The organism is Flavobacterium sp. LHD-85, from assembly GCF_030929595.1.
Classification (GTDB): Bacteria; Bacteroidota; Bacteroidia; order Flavobacteriales; family Flavobacteriaceae; genus Flavobacterium.
This window is the reverse complement of the sequence record NZ_JAVFVR010000002.1, coordinates 65,028-81,795: the sequence shown is the minus strand read 5'-3', so window position 1 is coordinate 81,795 and position 16,768 is coordinate 65,028. Positions and strand designations below refer to the sequence as shown.

Annotated in this window: 17 protein-coding genes; 10 read left to right on the top strand and 7 right to left on the bottom strand. The window is 34.0% G+C overall.

Features of this window, described 5'->3' with window-relative positions; all coding sequences use genetic code 11:
* Positions 1–87 precede the first annotated feature (87 nt).
* The 6 genes from RB618_RS05795 to RB618_RS05770 form a co-directional block, all read right to left on the bottom strand.
* Positions 88–870 (bottom strand): enoyl-CoA hydratase-related protein, encoded by a 783-nt coding sequence (locus tag RB618_RS05795; protein ID WP_308067889.1) that lies wholly within the window; start codon positions 868–870, stop codon positions 88–90.
* 11 nt (positions 871–881) lie between these two features.
* Positions 882–2,297, bottom strand: coding sequence for a HAMP domain-containing sensor histidine kinase (locus tag RB618_RS05790; RefSeq protein WP_308067912.1), 1,416 nt, complete (start codon positions 2,295–2,297; stop codon positions 882–884).
* Positions 2,298–2,430: 133 nt separating this feature from the next.
* The gene (locus tag RB618_RS05785) at positions 2,431–2,979 is read right to left on the bottom strand and encodes a CopD family protein (RefSeq protein ID WP_129022684.1); all 549 of its coding nucleotides are present in this window, start codon (positions 2,977–2,979) and stop codon (positions 2,431–2,433) included.
* Entirely contained in the window at positions 2,980–3,552 is a 573-nt protein-coding gene (locus RB618_RS05780; RefSeq protein WP_308067888.1) for a hypothetical protein, read from the bottom strand.
* A 15-nt stretch (positions 3,553–3,567) separates the two neighbouring features.
* Positions 3,568–4,587: a ferrochelatase gene (gene hemH / locus RB618_RS05775; RefSeq protein WP_308067887.1), complete on the bottom strand. Its 1,020-nt coding sequence runs from the start codon at positions 4,585–4,587 to the stop codon at positions 3,568–3,570.
* A 217-nt stretch (positions 4,588–4,804) separates the two neighbouring features.
* Entirely contained in the window at positions 4,805–5,680 is an 876-nt protein-coding gene (locus RB618_RS05770; protein ID WP_111368228.1) for an AraC family transcriptional regulator, read from the bottom strand.
* Positions 5,681–5,907: 227 nt separating this feature from the next.
* On the opposite strand from RB618_RS05770, the gene hemA reads away from it, so the two are divergent.
* The 10 genes from hemA to RB618_RS05720 all read left to right on the top strand — a co-directional run bounded on the left by hemA (position 5,908) and on the right by RB618_RS05720 (position 14,739).
* On the top strand, positions 5,908–7,158 hold the full coding sequence (hemA, locus tag RB618_RS05765; protein WP_308067886.1) for a glutamyl-tRNA reductase: 1,251 nt from the start codon (positions 5,908–5,910) through the stop codon (positions 7,156–7,158).
* 186 nt (positions 7,159–7,344) lie between these two features.
* Positions 7,345–8,268, top strand: coding sequence for a hydroxymethylbilane synthase (hemC, locus tag RB618_RS05760; RefSeq protein ID WP_308067885.1), 924 nt, complete (start codon positions 7,345–7,347; stop codon positions 8,266–8,268).
* On the top strand, positions 8,268–8,933 hold the full coding sequence (locus RB618_RS05755; protein ID WP_308067884.1) for a uroporphyrinogen-III synthase: 666 nt from the start codon (positions 8,268–8,270) through the stop codon (positions 8,931–8,933). Before hemC ends, RB618_RS05755 begins: the two co-directional genes overlap by 1 nt.
* Positions 8,934–9,039: 106 nt before the next feature.
* Entirely contained in the window at positions 9,040–10,065 is a 1,026-nt protein-coding gene (hemE, locus tag RB618_RS05750) for a uroporphyrinogen decarboxylase (protein WP_111377708.1), read from the top strand.
* Positions 10,022–10,525 carry a hypothetical protein gene (locus tag RB618_RS05745; protein ID WP_308067883.1) on the top strand — a complete coding sequence of 168 codons (504 nt, stop codon included), beginning with the start codon at positions 10,022–10,024 and terminating at the stop codon, positions 10,523–10,525. The genes hemE and RB618_RS05745 overlap by 44 nt, the downstream gene beginning before the upstream one ends.
* A gap of 2 nt (positions 10,526–10,527) precedes the next feature.
* On the top strand, positions 10,528–11,073 hold the full coding sequence (locus RB618_RS05740; RefSeq protein WP_308067882.1) for a GNAT family protein: 546 nt from the start codon (positions 10,528–10,530) through the stop codon (positions 11,071–11,073).
* Positions 11,070–11,975: an oxygen-dependent coproporphyrinogen oxidase gene (hemF, locus tag RB618_RS05735; RefSeq protein ID WP_308067881.1), complete on the top strand. Its 906-nt coding sequence runs from the start codon at positions 11,070–11,072 to the stop codon at positions 11,973–11,975. Before RB618_RS05740 ends, hemF begins: the two co-directional genes overlap by 4 nt.
* A 298-nt stretch (positions 11,976–12,273) precedes the next feature.
* The gene (gene tnpA / locus RB618_RS05730; protein WP_308067880.1) at positions 12,274–12,732 is read left to right on the top strand and encodes an IS200/IS605 family transposase; all 459 of its coding nucleotides are present in this window, start codon (positions 12,274–12,276) and stop codon (positions 12,730–12,732) included.
* 95 nt (positions 12,733–12,827) lie between these two features.
* The gene (locus RB618_RS05725; RefSeq protein ID WP_308067879.1) at positions 12,828–13,760 is read left to right on the top strand and encodes a DUF4421 family protein; all 933 of its coding nucleotides are present in this window, start codon (positions 12,828–12,830) and stop codon (positions 13,758–13,760) included.
* An 82-nt stretch (positions 13,761–13,842) separates the two neighbouring features.
* The gene (locus tag RB618_RS05720) at positions 13,843–14,739 is read left to right on the top strand and encodes a fructose bisphosphate aldolase (RefSeq protein WP_308067878.1); all 897 of its coding nucleotides are present in this window, start codon (positions 13,843–13,845) and stop codon (positions 14,737–14,739) included.
* Between the two features lie 151 nt (positions 14,740–14,890).
* Here RB618_RS05720 and RB618_RS05715 read toward each other — a convergent pair whose 3' ends face one another.
* Positions 14,891–16,768, bottom strand: a complete 1,878-nt coding sequence (locus RB618_RS05715; protein ID WP_308067877.1) for a hypothetical protein — start codon at positions 16,766–16,768, stop codon at positions 14,891–14,893.

The following is a 16,768-nucleotide window of genomic DNA, read 5'->3' as shown; positions in this document are numbered from 1 at the left end:
CTATTCTAACCGCAAGGTTCGCTAAGTTTTTAAATTTTCTTGCGTGCTTTGCGTAGTCCCTTGCGAACTTTGCGGTTAAGAAAAAAATTATTTTCCTGTAAATTCGGCTTTACGTTTTTCTAAAAAGGCTGTTGTTCCTTCTTTAAAATCCTGTGTTCCGAAACATTCTCCAAATGATTTTATTTCGGTATCAAAACCATTTTTACCATCTTTGAAATTAGCATTTATGGCTTTTATAGCTTTTCCGATAGCAAAAGGAGCATTTTTGATGATTTTCTGAGCAATTACGTTAGTGAATGATAAAAGCTCTTCTTGAGGCACGACATGATTTACCAAACCGTACTCTTTTGCTTGTTCAGCAGTAATCATCGCGGCAGTCATAATCAATTCCATTGCACGGCCTTTTCCTATTAATTGAGGCAAACGCTGCGTTCCTCCGTAACCTGGAATTAAACCAAGAGTAACTTCTGGAAGTCCCATTTTTGCATTATCTGAAGCAATTCTAAAATGACAAGCCATTGCTAATTCTAGTCCGCCTCCAAGAGCGAAACCATTCACGGCAGCAATTACGGGTTTTTTAAGGTTTTCGATAAAATCAAATAAAGATTCCTGCCCTTCAGCCGCTAATTGCGCACCTTCAACAACAGTATAATTGGCAAATTCCGAAATATCTGCTCCAGCTACAAAAGCTTTTTCTCCGCTTCCGGTTAAAACAATAACACGAGCATCATCATTTTTAGCCAATGATTGAATGGCATTACTCAAATCACTAATTGTTGCTTTGTTTAAAGCATTCAATTTAGTTGGTCTGTTAATGGTAATTGTAGCAACTTTCTCTTCTATTGAAATTAAGATATTTTCGTAATTCATGACGCTATATTTTATGAGTTTGTGATAGGTAGAGAAACCGTAAACGTAGTTCCTTTTCCGTAAGTTGATTCAAAGGTAATTGTTCCTTTGTAATTTTCGATAATGTTTTTAATAATTCCGAGTCCAAGCCCCATACCGCTGGTTTTGGTAGTAAATTTTGGTTCGAAAATTCTTCCGATATCTTGCTTTTGTATTCCGATTCCGTTGTCTTTTACAGCAATTTCAACATTATTGTCTCGTCTTTTTACCGATACAACTATTGATTTCTGAAACTGACTTTCGGGAATGGCTTGAGTCGCATTTTTAACCAAATTGGTAATCACACGAATCAATTGTGTACGATCCATTTTGGAAATGATTTCTTCTTCTTCTTTTTCGAAAGAAATATAATCTTCGTTGAAAATATCTAAAGCCAATTCGACAACCTCAACCACATTTAAAGTTTCGTTTTGTTGCGCAGGCATCGAAGCAAAGTTCGAAAACGCCGAAGCTACGGCCGTCATCGTATCTATCTGCTGAATTAAAGTCTCGGAGTAATCATTCATTTTCTGTTTTACATCGGGAGCAGAAGGATCAAATTTTCGCTGGAAACTCTGAACCGTCAAACGCATTGGCGTAAGCGGATTTTTAATTTCGTGCGCAACTTGTTTCGCCATTTCGCGCCAAGCTTCTTCACGTTCGCTTTGCGCAAGTTTGATCGCACTTTTTTCCAATTTGTCCACCATTCCGTTATAAGCTGTAATCAAGAAATTGACTTCTTTGCTATTCGCTTCCAAAACAATCTTCTCGTTTTTCTGGTCTAAATTAGTTTCTTCTAATCTTTCAGAAATTGTTTTTAGTGATTTTGTGATATAAGTCGAAAGGAAATAAGCCAAAGCAAAAGCCACAATCAGCATAAAAGAATATACCTGACTCAGACGAATTAGGAAAGTATTCAACTCGTTATCGTAATAACCGTCGTCTTCAAGATAAGGAAGATTTAGAATTCCGAGTGGCTTGAATTTTTCGTCCTTAATTAAACTGTATGAAGATCTATTTTTAACTCCATCAATAGTTTTAATATCCACGAATCGTTTTTCGATAGAAGAACGAACCAATTTTAGGATATATTCTGGAATTGGCGGTGCAATTTTATCAACGGCAAAAGACTCTTTTGAAGATTTTAAAAGCTTCCCGTCAAGGCTATAAATATTGATTTCGATTTTATGAATCTGCGCTAACTCATGGATTTTATCTTTAAAAATCAAATCCAGATTTTGGGTTTTCAACGGATAAGTCGTCGTCGCCAGAACGTAATTGATGTGTTCTTTTACGGCATTTTCTTTTCTCTCTAAACGTTCCTGATGATATTCTTTGGCCTCGGTTTTAAACTGAATAATCGAAATCGAAGCCAATAAAAAAGATGCCACTACAATCAATACAATCATCGACAGGAAAATCCTAGTACGAAGCGATAGCATTGACATTTTGAAGTTAAACATAATTATGAGTTATGAATTATGAATTATGAATTATGAATTATGCGTCATAAACTTACAACTCATAATTCATAACTCATAATTATTTCCTTTCTCTTATTCTTTTATAAAAACGGAATCCCAGCATAATTAAAACCGAGAATAAAATAATTCCGATTACGCCGAAGATCCAGTTGATGGCACTTTTTAAAACTACTAAAAAAACAACGGCAAACAAAATAATCGTTGCGCCTTCGTTCCATAAACGCATGAAATTGTTAGAATATTTTACCTCATCATTTTGCAATTGTTTAAAAATCTGATGGCATTTTCCATGATATAAATACAAAAGGAAAACGAAACATAATTTTACATGCATCCAAGGCATTTTGATCCAAACGCTTCCCGCATCTGTAAAAAACAGCATCCAAAAAGCAAAAATACTCGCCAAAACCGCCGATGGCCACGTAATAATATACCACAAACGGTAGGCCATTATTTTGTATTGCGCCTGAAGTATCTCTTTTTCTGGCGAAGGTTTTTCATTGGCCTCAATTTGGTAAACAAACAAACGCACAATATAAAATAAACCCGCAAACCATGTGATTACGAATATAAGATGCAGTGATTTTAGATAATTGTAATATTCCATTTATTGTTTGAATGTAGATTTTTTAAAAAGATCAACCATATCTTTGCCATAATCTTCATCTTCATAGACTATTGAAGCGATAAAAATTTTGTCACCAATGGCTTTAGAAAAAATTACCGCTGTAGCAGCTGTTTTTCCATCTTCAGTAATTTCAATTTCAGATTTTCTAAATTGCAATCCCGAAATATTTTCGCTGCTTACCGAGTAATTTCCCATTTTACCTTTTGGATAAACTTTTCCAATGTCTTTTAAAAGAAGAAAATCTTTTAACCTCATCTTTAGATCAACTCCATGAATATCTCCAGCAGTATAATTTTCGAAATTTGCTGAGAAATAATTTGCTTCATCTCTTTTAAAAGCTACAATAGCGTTTTCTTTTTTGACTAAAGCCGTATCTCCTTTAACTTCTCCTTTTTCCTTTTGGATTACCTTTTCATAATCATCAGGAATTGCAATTTCCCAGTTAAATGTTTTGTCAAAAAAACGATTATTTTCAAAAGTGTTTTTCTTCTTACATGCCGTTATTGTTACTAAAGCAAAAAGTAAAACCGAAAAAAATTTTAACCTATTCATTTATAAAAATTAAAATTACTTAGCCCAATCATTAATCCAATTTGCAACAGTCTCGCACCATTCATCATCATCGTTCAAGCAAGGAATTGCAAGAAACTCTTCTCCTCCATTTGCTTCAAAATCTTCTTTAGCACGCATAGCGATTTCCTCCAAAGTTTCTAAACAATCGGTAACGAAAGCTGGAGTTACAACCGCAATTTTCTTGATTCCTCTTCCTGGCATATTGTCGATTTCGACATCTGTATAAGGTTCAAGCCATTTATCTCCCGCCAATCTTGACTGGAAAGTCACGCAATATTTGTCTTTTGGAATTCCCAACTGTTCCACTACCAAACGAGTTGTTTCGTAACAATGCGTTCTGTAGCAGAATTCGGCTTCTGGAGTTCCTACTTCACAGCACATTTCGTTGGTTACGAATTTTTTATGCGATTTTGTTTTATCTGTTTTACGAACATGACGCTCTGGAATTCCGTGATACGAAAACACCAATTGATCATAATCGAAATCACGTAAATGCTTTTTGATTGAATCAGCTACGTTCTTGATGTAATCTGGTTTATTGAAAAACGCTGGAACATCTGAGAATTTCATGTGAGGGAATTTCTTCTTGCGGATTTCTTCTGCCAAAACCAAAATCGTCAAAGTAGAAGCCATTGCATATTGCGGATATAAAGGAAAAAGCAACACATCGGTAACGCCTTGGTCGCTCAATTCCTGTAGACCTTTTTCGATTGTCATAGATCCGTAACGCATGGCAAGTGCAACTGGAACATTTGATAAAGGCTGTACTTTTTTGTGCATTCTTTCAGAAAGAACGATTAACGGTGAACCTTCTTTCCACCAGATTTTCGCATAAGCGTGAGCCGATTCTTCTGGTCTTTTTCTTAAAATAATTCCACGAACTAAAAATGCTCTCAATAAATACGGAACGTCGATTACGTATTTATCCATTAAAAATTCATCTAAATAGGGTTTTACATCTTTTGGTGTTGGACTGTCTGGTGATCCTAAGTTTATTAAAAGTGCGCCTTTCATTATGTATTTTTTGCTTTAGGCTTTAAGCACTAGGCTTTAAGCTTTTTATTTGTTTTTAAAAATTTCGGCAAAAGTAAACGCTGTACTTTATTCGAAATATGATAATTATTACTTTTTAATTATTGTAGAATATCTAAAATCAATTTCTCTCGCAGATTCGGGAGATTTAGCAGATTTTAAATTCGTGCTAATTAGTGAAATTAGTGGCAAACCCTTTTTAAACATTCGCATTAATCGACATCAAATATTTTTTTGGCGTTGTTCCGAATTTCTTTTTGAACGCTGCTATAAAATGGCTTCCCGTACTGTAACCAATCTTCAATCCTACTTCGTTTACATTATAAGAACCGCTGTCTAAAAGTTTTCTAGCGAAATCCATTTTATAATCGAACAAGAAACCATAAACCGTATCGCCATAAATCTGTTTGAAACCCATTTTGAGTTTTTTCAAATTCAAACCGATTTCATCTGCCAGTTCTTGCAATCCTGGAGGTTCGGCCATATTAGCGATTACAATTTCTTTGGCTTTTCTGATTTTTAGAACATTATCTTCATCAATCAAAAACGGACATTGTTCTGCATTTGGGTCTTCGGTTCTGTTGAAATACAAACTCAACAATTCGTATCCTTTTCCTTTATAATAAAGGTTTTTTATAGACGGATGAAGATTGTAATGAAACAGCTGACTCAAAACAATTGCCATTGATGGACTGATATTTCCTTCGTTATAATACTTTTTATCCTTATTGTCAGGACTTAGAAAAGTAATATAATCGGCTTCTGCAGAAAATAAGGCGTGAAATTTCTTGATGGAAACAATTACTGAAATCGCCCACGAGTTTGGAGCCAGCTCTAAATTTAGCGGCAATTCTTTCTGTGGATTGTATAAAAGCAACGATTTCTCTTCTTTCAATTCTAAGGCATAATTGCCCTGATTGAATAAAAATTTCGCGTTTCCTTTTATCCCGAAGTGAAACTGTATCAGGCCAGTACCTATTATTTCGTGCTGCGCGTAGAAAGGTTCTGAACCATCGTTTTGAAAACGGATCAGCGTAAAGTCGTCTTCAATTTTTATAACTTCTTGAGAACTCATAGCGATATTTTTTTGAAACGAAAATCAAAACAAACTCAAAATGTTATTTAGAACGACTCTAAACTAATCACTTCAAAGGAGTTGATTTTGCTACAAAAGTAGTCCTTTTTACTCAAAAACACCTATTTAGGTTCAAAAAAACATACAGCGACATAAAAAGTACTTTTAGCGTTATTTTTATCGATGGTATAGTAATAATTTTGTTGCACTTTTATGAAAGTGAATTTATGGAAAACAATAACGTACCGAAACACCTTTATTTTTACTCAGTTGGTCTGAGTTATAAAAAAGCTGATGCTGAGGTTAGAGGTCAATTTAGTTTGGATGCCGTTGCGAAAACACGTTTACTGGAACAAGCTAAAAACGATGGAATAGAAAGTTTACTGGTTACTTCAACTTGCAACAGAACCGAAATCTACGGTTTTGCCGAACATCCATTTCAATTAATAAAACTTATTTGCGATAATAGTAACGGATCTGTAGATGCTTTTCAAAAAGTAGGTTTCGTTTACAAAAATCAAGAAGCGATAAATCATATGTTTCGCGTAGGAACTGGTTTAGACAGTCAGATCTTAGGTGATTTCGAAATTATATCTCAAATAAAAACCAGTTTTACGCATTCAAAATCAATGGGATTAGCCAATGCTTTTATGGAAAGATTGGTAAATGCGGTAATTCAGGCAAGTAAAAGAATCAAAACCGAAACAGAAATTAGTTCTGGTGCTACTTCGGTTTCTTTCGCATCTGTACAATATATTTTGAAGAATGTTGAAGATATCAGCAACAAAAACATTTTGCTTTTCGGAACTGGAAAAATCGGAAGAAATACGTGTGAGAATTTAGTAAAACATACCAAAAACGAGCACATTACTTTAATCAACCGTACTAAAGATAAAGCAGAAAAATTAGCAGGAAAATTAAATTTGATTGTTAAAGATTACTCTGAATTGCATTTAGAACTTCAAAAAGCCGATGTTGTCGTTGTTGCAACTGGCGCACAAAACCCAACGGTTGACAAAGCAATTTTGAATCTTAAAAAACCTTTGTTAATTCTGGATTTATCGATTCCGAAAAACGTAAATGAAAATGTTGAGGAATTAAAAGGTGTAACTTTAATTCACATGGATTATTTGTCTCAATTGACAGATGAAACTTTGGAAAACAGAAAATTACACATTCCGGCAGCTGAAGCGATCATCGAAGAAATCAAAGAAGAATTTGTTACTTGGATGAAAGGAAGAAAATTTGCTCCGACAATTAATGCTTTGAAAGAGAAATTAAATGCTATTAAAGCTTCTGAATTGGATTTTCAAAGCAAAAAAATCGCCGATTTTAATGAAGAGCAAGCTGAAATCATCAGTAACCGCATCATTCAAAAAATCACTACACATTTTGCAAATCATTTAAAAGACGACGATACCATGGTTGATGAAAGCATCGAATGGATCGAGAAAGTCTTTAAAATAAAAGCATCTTAAATAAAATTTAAACCATATAAGTTGTATAAGTTCATTTAAAAACTGTGTTTTACCCAAACTGCTTAAATCTACTTATACAACTTATATGGTTTAAAAAAATAAAAGTTATATCAGCCTATTTAAACTGCGTTTTACTCAAACCGCTTAAATTTACTTATATAACTTATATGGTTTAAAAAACAAAACATGGCTGAAAAAACAATCAGAATTGGAACGCGCGATAGCGAATTAGCACTTTGGCAAGCACATACTGTCGAGAAAAAACTAAACGACTTAGGTTATAAAACCTCGATTGTTGCGGTTAAATCTCAAGGTGACATTATTCTTGATAAACCTCTTTACGAATTAGGAATTACTGGAATTTTCACCAAAACACTTGACATTGCCATGATCAATGGAGATTGTGACATTGCTGTGCATTCTATGAAAGATGTTCCAACGGCTTTACCAAAAGGAATTGTTCAAGCAGCTGTTCTGCCAAGAGCCAATGTTTTGGATATTTTAGTTCATAAAGGAAATCCTGATTTTACAAATCCAAGTACTATTGCTACGGGAAGTTTACGTCGTCAAGCACAATGGTTCAATAAATATCCTAATCATACTGTGGTTGATTTACGTGGAAACGTGAATACGCGCATGCAGAAGTTACAAGATAATGATTGGGACGGAGCTGTTTTTGCGGCTGCGGGCTTGGAGCGAATCAACTTAAAACCTGAAAATTATATCAATTTAGATTGGATGATTCCTGCGCCTGCACAAGGAGCAATGCTGGTTGTGGCAATGGAAAATGACAATTATACTTTGGATGCACTTTCGCAGTTAAATGATATTGAAACTGAAATTTGTACCTATATCGAACGTCAGTTTTTAAGAACCCTTGAAGGCGGATGTACTGCACCAATTGGAGCTTTGGTTACTTATAACGAAGACGAAGATACTTTGCATTTTCAGGGTGTTTTACTTTCTATTGACGGAAAACAAAAACTGGAAATCAACAAAACGGTTGATATTTCTGAATGGAAAAAACTAGGTTTCAACTCTGCTCAAGAGATTTTGAATAATGGTGGAACGGAATTAATGCAGAAAATCAAAGAATCCCTAAAAAAATAATGGCAAATCCAGTTCAGATATTATCTACCAAAATATTATCTCCTCTTCATAAACAAGAGTTAATGAAATATGGCGTTGAATTAATCGAAGCTGATTTCATTAAAACAGAAAATAAACCTTTCGAATTAAAAGACCTCAACGAAAGTCTAATTTTTACAAGTCAGAATGCCGTTCATAGTGTTTTATCTGATCCCAAATCAGAAGAATTAAAAAAGAAAAACGTGTATTGCGTTGGACTTAAAACCAAAACGCTTTTAAGCGATAATGGCTTTAATGTGGTGGCTTACACAGGTTATGCTTCAGATTTAGCAGAAATCATCACTTTGATTTATGGAAATGAAAGTTATACTTTTTTCAGTGGCAATTTAAGAAGAGACACTTTACCCGAAGCTTTAAAAGAAGCTGGAATAAAGTTCAATGAAATTCAGGTTTACGAAACTACGCTGCAGCCTCAGAAAATAAAAGCAAATCCTGAAGCGATTTTGTTTTTTAGTCCGTCTGGAGTTAAAAGTTATCTGAAAGACAATACCATCAATAAACAAATCTGTTTCTGCATTGGCGATACAACCGCAGAAGCTTTGTCAAAAATAACAAAGAATATCATCATCGCAGATCAACCAACAATTGACGACGTGATCGAAGATGTAATTCACGAATACAAATAATGTTTACGACTTCCTGCAAGGTTTTCAAAACCTTGTAGGTTTAAATATAAATCAACAAATAATACCTACAAGGTTTTAAAAACCTTGTAGGAAAAACAAATAAGAGATGTTAAAAAACGACCTATTTTTAAGAGCATTAAAAGGAGAAACTGTTCAGCGTCCGCCAGTATGGATGATGCGTCAGGCAGGAAGATATTTACCAGAATTTAGAGAATTGCGTGATAAATATGATTTCTTTACGCGTTGTGAAACTCCAGAATTAGCTGCTGAAATTACAGTTCAACCGATTCGTAGAATTGCTCCAGATGCTGCTATTTTGTTTTCGGATATTTTGGTAGTGCCTCGTGCTATGGGGATTCACGTAGAATTGAAAGACAATTTGGGACCAATTATTCCAAATCCGATTCGTTCTTTGGCTGATGTTCACAAAGTTTATGTTCCAGATGTAAATGAAACTTTAGGTTATGTTTTTGATGCTGTGAAATTGACTAAAGAAATGCTGAACGATGAAGTGCCTTTAATTGGTTTCGCAGGTTCTCCATGGACCATTTTCTGTTATGCTGTTGAAGGAAAAGGTTCTAAAAGCTTTGATACAGCAAAAGGATTCTGCTTTTCAAACCCAGCTGCAGCACATACATTATTACAAAAAATCACCGATACAACTATTTTATATTTAAAAGAAAAAGTAAAATCGGGTGTAAATGCGGTTCAGATTTTTGATTCTTGGGGAGGAATGCTTTCTCCGGTTGATTATCAGGAATTTTCATGGAAATACATTAACCAAATCGTTGATGCTTTAGCGGATATTACGCCAGTTATTGTTTTTGGAAAAGGGTGCTGGTTTGCTCTTGGCGAAATGGGTAAAAGTAAAGCTTCGGCTTTAGGGGTTGATTGGACTTGTTCGGCTAGAAATGCTCGTTATTTATCTGGTGGAAACATTACTTTACAAGGAAACTTTGATCCGTCAAGATTACTTTCTCCAATTCCGACTATCAAGAAAATGGTTCACGAAATGATCGACGAATTCGGAAAAGATAAATATATCGTAAATTTAGGTCACGGAATTTTACCAAATATACCTGTAGACCATGCAAAAGCGTTTATTGACGCGGTTAAGGAATACGGGAATTAATTTAGTTGATGGTTTTTGGTTGATGGTTGATGGAACATTCCAAACTATCAACCAAAAACCATCAACCATCAACTTACAAACCATGCTTAACAAAGGCTTAAGAGACGAAGAAAAAATAAGAATTGATAACGTCCTCAAAACGTTGAGAACTCTTGTTTATGTCCCTTATCCTTTGAACAATCTGGAAAAAGAAAATATTGAAAATCAGCTGAAAGAAATTGGGCTGAACCTCGAAACTTTATCCAGCCAAACAAATGACGATTTAATCACATTATTAATGCGTCTTCATTTTGATTGGGAACATTTAGAGAAATTCGGAGATATTTTAATCGAATTTTCTAAAGATGAAAACTATAATTTTACTGATAAAACTTTAGCGATTTATCAATATATCCAAAAGGAAAGCAAAGTTTTTTCGTTTGGAATTAATACTAAAATCTCTTCTTTAAAAAACAAATAGCAATGAGTTTTACAGATTGGAAAACAGACCGAATTGAAAATATTCTTCCTGAAGAGTTTTATAAACTCATTGACAAGAATAAAAACCACATTGAAAAAACTTTCCCTGTAACACTAGCTAATTCTGACTCACCAGAAAAAGCAGAAAATTTTATCTCCTTTAATAATGACAAAGAAAGAAACGGTGAAGGATATTATTTCTTCGCCCGAGATATAAAAACAAATAATCTAATTGGTTATTTGTGTGTAAAAACGATCGATTATCGCATTTCTAAATGTGAATTCGGATATTTTATTGATGAAGATTATCAAGGAAAAGGAATAACCTCAAAAATGGTTGCCAATGCACTTGATTTTTGTTTCAATGAATTAATGATGAACAAGATTTTCATTTGTACATCAGAAGTAAATATCGCAAGTCAGCGAATTGCATTAAAACATAATTTTAAACAAGAAGGAATTTTAAGAGACGAATTTAGAAATGGCGATGGCACTTTGCAAAACTCTGTTTACTTCGGACTTCTTAAATCAGAATACATAAAATCATGAAAGACAAATTTTACGCATACATACAAAATTTACAAGATCAAATCTGCGCTGGATTAGAAGCTGTTGATGGAACTGCAAAATTCCGTGAAGATTTATGGAAACGTCCTGAAGGCGGTGGCGGAAGAACACGTGTTATTGAAAACGGGGCGGTTTTCGAAAAGGGCGGTGTAAACATTTCAGCCGTTCACGGAAAACTTCCTGAAACGATGCAGAAAATGTTTGGTGTTGGTGAAGCAGATTTCTTTGCATGTGGATTAAGCTTAGTGATTCACCCGAAAAACCCAATGGTTCCTACCGTGCACGCCAATTGGCGATATTTCGAAATGTATGACGAATCTGGAAAAGTAATTGAGCAATGGTTTGGCGGCGGACAGGATTTAACGCCTTATTATTTGTTTGAAGAAGATGCAATTCACTTTCATCAAACTTGTAAAACAGCTTGCGATAAACACAATCCAGAATTTTATCCAAAATATAAAAAACAATGTGATTCGTATTTCTGGAACGCACACCGAAATGAAGCCCGCGGACTTGGCGGTTTATTCTTTGATTATTGCAAAGCAAATGAGCAAATGTCTATGGAAAACTGGTACGATTTTGTAACCGAAGTGGGAAATAGTTTCCTTGAAGCTTATGTGCCAATTGTAGAAAAAAGAAAGGTTTTAGAATATACTCCAGAGAACAGAACCTGGCAGGAAATTCGTCGTGGTCGTTATGTTGAATTCAATTTGGTTCATGACAAAGGCACTTTATTCGGTTTAAAAACCAACGGAAGAATCGAAAGTATTTTGATGAGTTTGCCTCCGCATGTTCAATGGGTTTATGATCATCATCCAGAAGCAGGAAGCGAAGAAGAAAAATTGATCAATGTATTGGCAAATCCGCGTGAGTGGATTTCATAGTCAAAAATTTATTTAATTTGATAATTATATGTCGCCCCTCTGGGGCTTCTTTTTTTTGTCAATTCAATTTCTATAAATATTTTGCTCCGCTGGAGCATTTTTTTTACGCACTCCATCTATTTTTTATACTAAAATCAGAAAAGGCTTCGGAGAAGCCCAATATTTATAGCATAATCTAACATCTCTTTAAAAGAGCCCCAGAGGGGCGACATATTTATTTTGCATAAAAAAGAAATATTTATCCTACAATTAAATTTATTGACTAGATTTAACCTTTCAATAAATTTTATTTAAAAACATGGCTAATACTTATTCTCAATTATACATTCAAATTGTTTTTGCTGTAAAAGGAAGGCAGAACTTAATTTCCAAAAATTGGAAAAATGAAATTTTTAAATACATTACAGGAATTATTACCAATCAGAAACAAAAACTGATTGCAATAAACGGAATGCCAGATCATATTCATATCTTAGTTGGAATAAAACCAAATATTTCAGTATCAGATTTGGTAAGAGATATTAAATCAAGTTCATCCAAATTTATCAATGAACAAAAATGGATAAATGGGAAATTCGAATGGCAAACAGGTTTTGGAGCGTTTTCATATGGACATTCACAATTGACACCTGTTATAAAATACATTGAAAATCAAGAAGAACATCATAAAACCAAAACGTTTAAAGAAGAATATATCGCATTTCTAAAATTATTCAATATTGATTTTAAAAATGAATATCTGTTTGATGATATTTAATTTATGTCGCTCCTCTGGAGCTTCAATCTTATTCGATTATTATAATTGCTATAAATATTTTGCTTCTCCGAAGCATTTTTAAATACCACATTATTTTGAAACTGATTTACGCCACATTCTTTACTAGCATTTTTGGGTGTTTTGCCCAAAACGATTCCCTGCAAAATCCGTATTTTAAATCATACAATGATAAAATTACCGCCAGTATTTATTATTTAGATACTTCCAATAGTTTTCAGATTGCTTCAGACAATACTGATCCGAAAATGTATGTGAATCTAATTCCGAATCGAAGAGAACAAATTGGTTTTAATTTGAATTACAAAATTATTGATGTCACAATTGGTTTTGCGCCTAAATTTCTAAGCCAGAATAAAGGCGATTCTCATTCTAAGCATTTTAATTTCAATACCCGTTTTTACTATAAAAAATGGATGCAGTCTTTGACTTTTATCAATCAAAAAGGATTTTATATCAGTGATGATAATATTACAGCTCAGCTGCCTAATATGCGAACCACAAAAATTGGCGGATCGACTGCTTATGTTTTTAATGATAAATTCTCTTTTAAAACACTTGTAAGCCAAAACGAATGGCAGACTAAAAGTTCTGGAAGTTTCATTCCGACTTTCTCATTTTATTACACCAATTTAGATTTAAACACTCCCGACTCGTCTCCTGGAGATATTTATGTTATAACGCTGGCGCCCTCCTATTTTTACAATTTTGTAATTAGCGATCGGGTTTTAATTGGCGCCGGACTTGCTTTGGGTGGCGGTCTTAACATTATTGATAAAGAAACCTCAGCTTTATATCAGGCCGACTTCAATTTGAAGCTGGCTTATAACAGAGACCGCTTTTTTGGTTTTGCAAGTCTTAACACCATAGGTTTTGCACAAGATGACAAAGCCGATCCGCGATTGAATGATAATATTTCTACTCTAAAATTGTCTGTCGGGTATCGATTTGATCCTCCTAAAAAGGTAAAAGAAGTCTACGATAAGGTCAATGAAAAAATCGGACTGTAAGAAATCTTAATCTGAAATAAACCGCAAGCACAATAAAAATGCTTAAATTAGAGAGATTTATGAAAAACTAAAATTCATTATTATGGAAAATAGGAACACAGAACAATTAAATCTCATGCATTTTGGAAAAGGGTTTATCGCAGCACTTGACCAAAGCGGTGGCAGCACACCAAAGGCATTATCGCAATATGGTGTTCAAGAAAATCAATATAAAAATGACGAAGAAATGTACACTCTTGTACATGAAATGAGAACTAGAATTATTAAAAGTCCTGCTTTTGACAGCCAATATATTCTAGGTGCTATTTTGTTTGAAAATACAATGGATCGTAAAATAGACGGACAATGGACAGCCGATTATTTATGGGAGAAAAAACATATTATTCCATTCTTGAAAGTAGATAAAGGACTTGCAGATCTTGCAAATGGCGTACAACTAATGAAACCCATTTCTGGCTTAAATGAATTGTTAGATCGGGCTGTAGAACGAAATATTTTTGGAACTAAAATGCGTTCTGTAGTTAAAGAAGCGAATCCTGACGGAATACGAGATATTGTTGCCCAGCAATTTGAAGTAGGAAAACAAATCTTCAGCAAAGGTTTAATCCCAATTATAGAACCTGAAGTTGATATTTACAGTCCTGATAAAGAAAAATCGGAAGAGATTCTGAAAGAAGAAATTCAAAAACAGCTTCATTTATTGGATAAAGAGGTAAAAGTAATGCTGAAACTTTCGATTCCGACCGTGAACAATTTTTACAGCGATCTTATTTCAGATTCTCATGTGATTCGTGTTGTAGCACTTTCTGGCGGATATTCACGAGAAGATGCAAATCAAAAACTCTCACAAAACCACGGATTGATTGCCAGTTTTTCTAGAGCATTGTCTGAAGGACTTACCGCTGGCCAATCTGATGAAGAATTTAATGCTGAATTAAAAGAAACGATTAAAGGAATTTATCAGGCTTCAATTACTTAGCAAGCTGAAAAAATCAAACGTTCCTACGGAACGTAAATAAATGGTACCGTCAATTTTTTTTTCTACCGATGAAACATTCCTACGGAATGAATTGTTTTTTTGAATAAAAAAATCCCTGATACTCTCATATCAGGGATTTTTCTTTTTTCGATTATTTAGAAGTCATTTCTTCTGCCAGATCTAATGTCTGCAGAATAATGTTTTTATCAGACTTGAAAGAATTTAGTTTAAAAACAAACTTCAATTTATTGTCAATTAGTTTTTTAGGCGATTCAATTGATACGTCTGAAAACTGAGATGAAATTTTGGTCATTCGATCCAATTCTGAATCTTTTGCATTTTTACCGAATGTTTTTACGGTTTGCGCAATATCCAGTTTTCCAGAAATGTAATTTTTGCTTAATTCTTTCTTTGCGTCTTTGACAAAAGAACCTTTTCCTGTTCCAAAATAATCTTTTGTATTGGCAACAATTACGACATCTTTATCTTTCGTAATATAAATATCACCATATTCCTGAGTGCCAACCACAATATATGAATTTCCATTTGGAACCAGAACTTTTTTACGAACTCCCAATTGCAATAATTTATCTCCAAAAGTCGGATGTGTGGAAGTAAAAATCACAGAAAACAGTGGAATATCTTTTTTCACTTTTTCCTCCGTTATTTTTTCTTCATAATTCTCATCATAATCATACTTTTTGGTCATTACCTCAACTTCTTTCGTACCGTATAAAAAAGCGCTTAAATCACCATCAAAAAGCTTTGCTGTCGCTTCTTCGTCAACAATTGTAGAAATCAGATCTGTAATTAGCGTAATATCTTCCTTCGCGAATTTTGGATTCTGAAATAATTCAGACATCAATGATGGAAAATTTTCAAGTGTCGCTTTTGTATTGGCATGATACGAAATGTAACCTAAAGGTTTTTCTGCTGGAAAATAACTAAAGATACTTTTATTGATTTTTCTATCACTAATTTTGCTTACAACAGCAGCAATTTCTGGAGCATATTCAACCACCTCTTCTATTCGAGAATTATCATTATCAAAATAAAAATCCAGATTAATGCCTTTTATAAAATTCCCAAAATTCTTCTGCATTGGCAGGTATTTATCATAACCGCCAAACAGCGCCAAAGGATAATTGTACAACGAATAAAAACTGGACATCAATCCGCTATAATTAACCCAAGACGAAATATCTGCTAAAGCATTTATTTTTGAAAAACTTGGCGCTGTAAAACCATTTTCAAATAAGCCTTTTATAATTTCTCTTTGCTGTTCGGCTAGTTTTTTATCAAATTCTGCCTGTTCAGCCGTATATTCTTGATAAGGATTTCCGTCGTACAAATAATCTTGTTCTCCCGTCTCTGCTGATCCGGCTGGCACATCAGCTACCATCAGTTCATCGCGCACTACAGACGGTTCTGCTATTTTCGGCGGATTTGGCGCTTCTTCTACTCCATATACTTTCGGTGTATCTACAATTACCGTTTCTTCATACGCTTCCGAAATTCCTATTGAATCGTTTAAAACAGGAGGCCCATCTGGCGAGGCATAAAATTTATTAGGAAGTCTTTTTGTTAATTCAAATATGACCAAATAATTATCATTCCAAACAAATGATCTCTTTAAACCGCTTGGTGTAAAAACAGCATATTTGCCAAATTCTTCAATTATGCCATTCTTTTCATTAGCTCCTTGTTTTTCAATCAGATATTGTCTAACTGCTTCTTTGTTTTTTATCGGAATAGTAACCTGATAAAACGGAACACTATCTAAGAAATTTCCATGAACCGTAATTTTCTGGTCCAATTGAATGATCGAAGTATATTGACGCAAATCAAAATCAGGTTTTTTACTCGTGTATATAGTAATAATTGAATGATTCAGCACCTCATCTATGCTGACTTTTTTAGAAAGCTGATTTCCGTTAAACTGTACAAAATAATCGTATTTGTCTGGACTCGTTTGTCCAAAAGTAAAATACGTGGCAAATAGAAAAATTAGAGTGTAAAAATGCTTCAT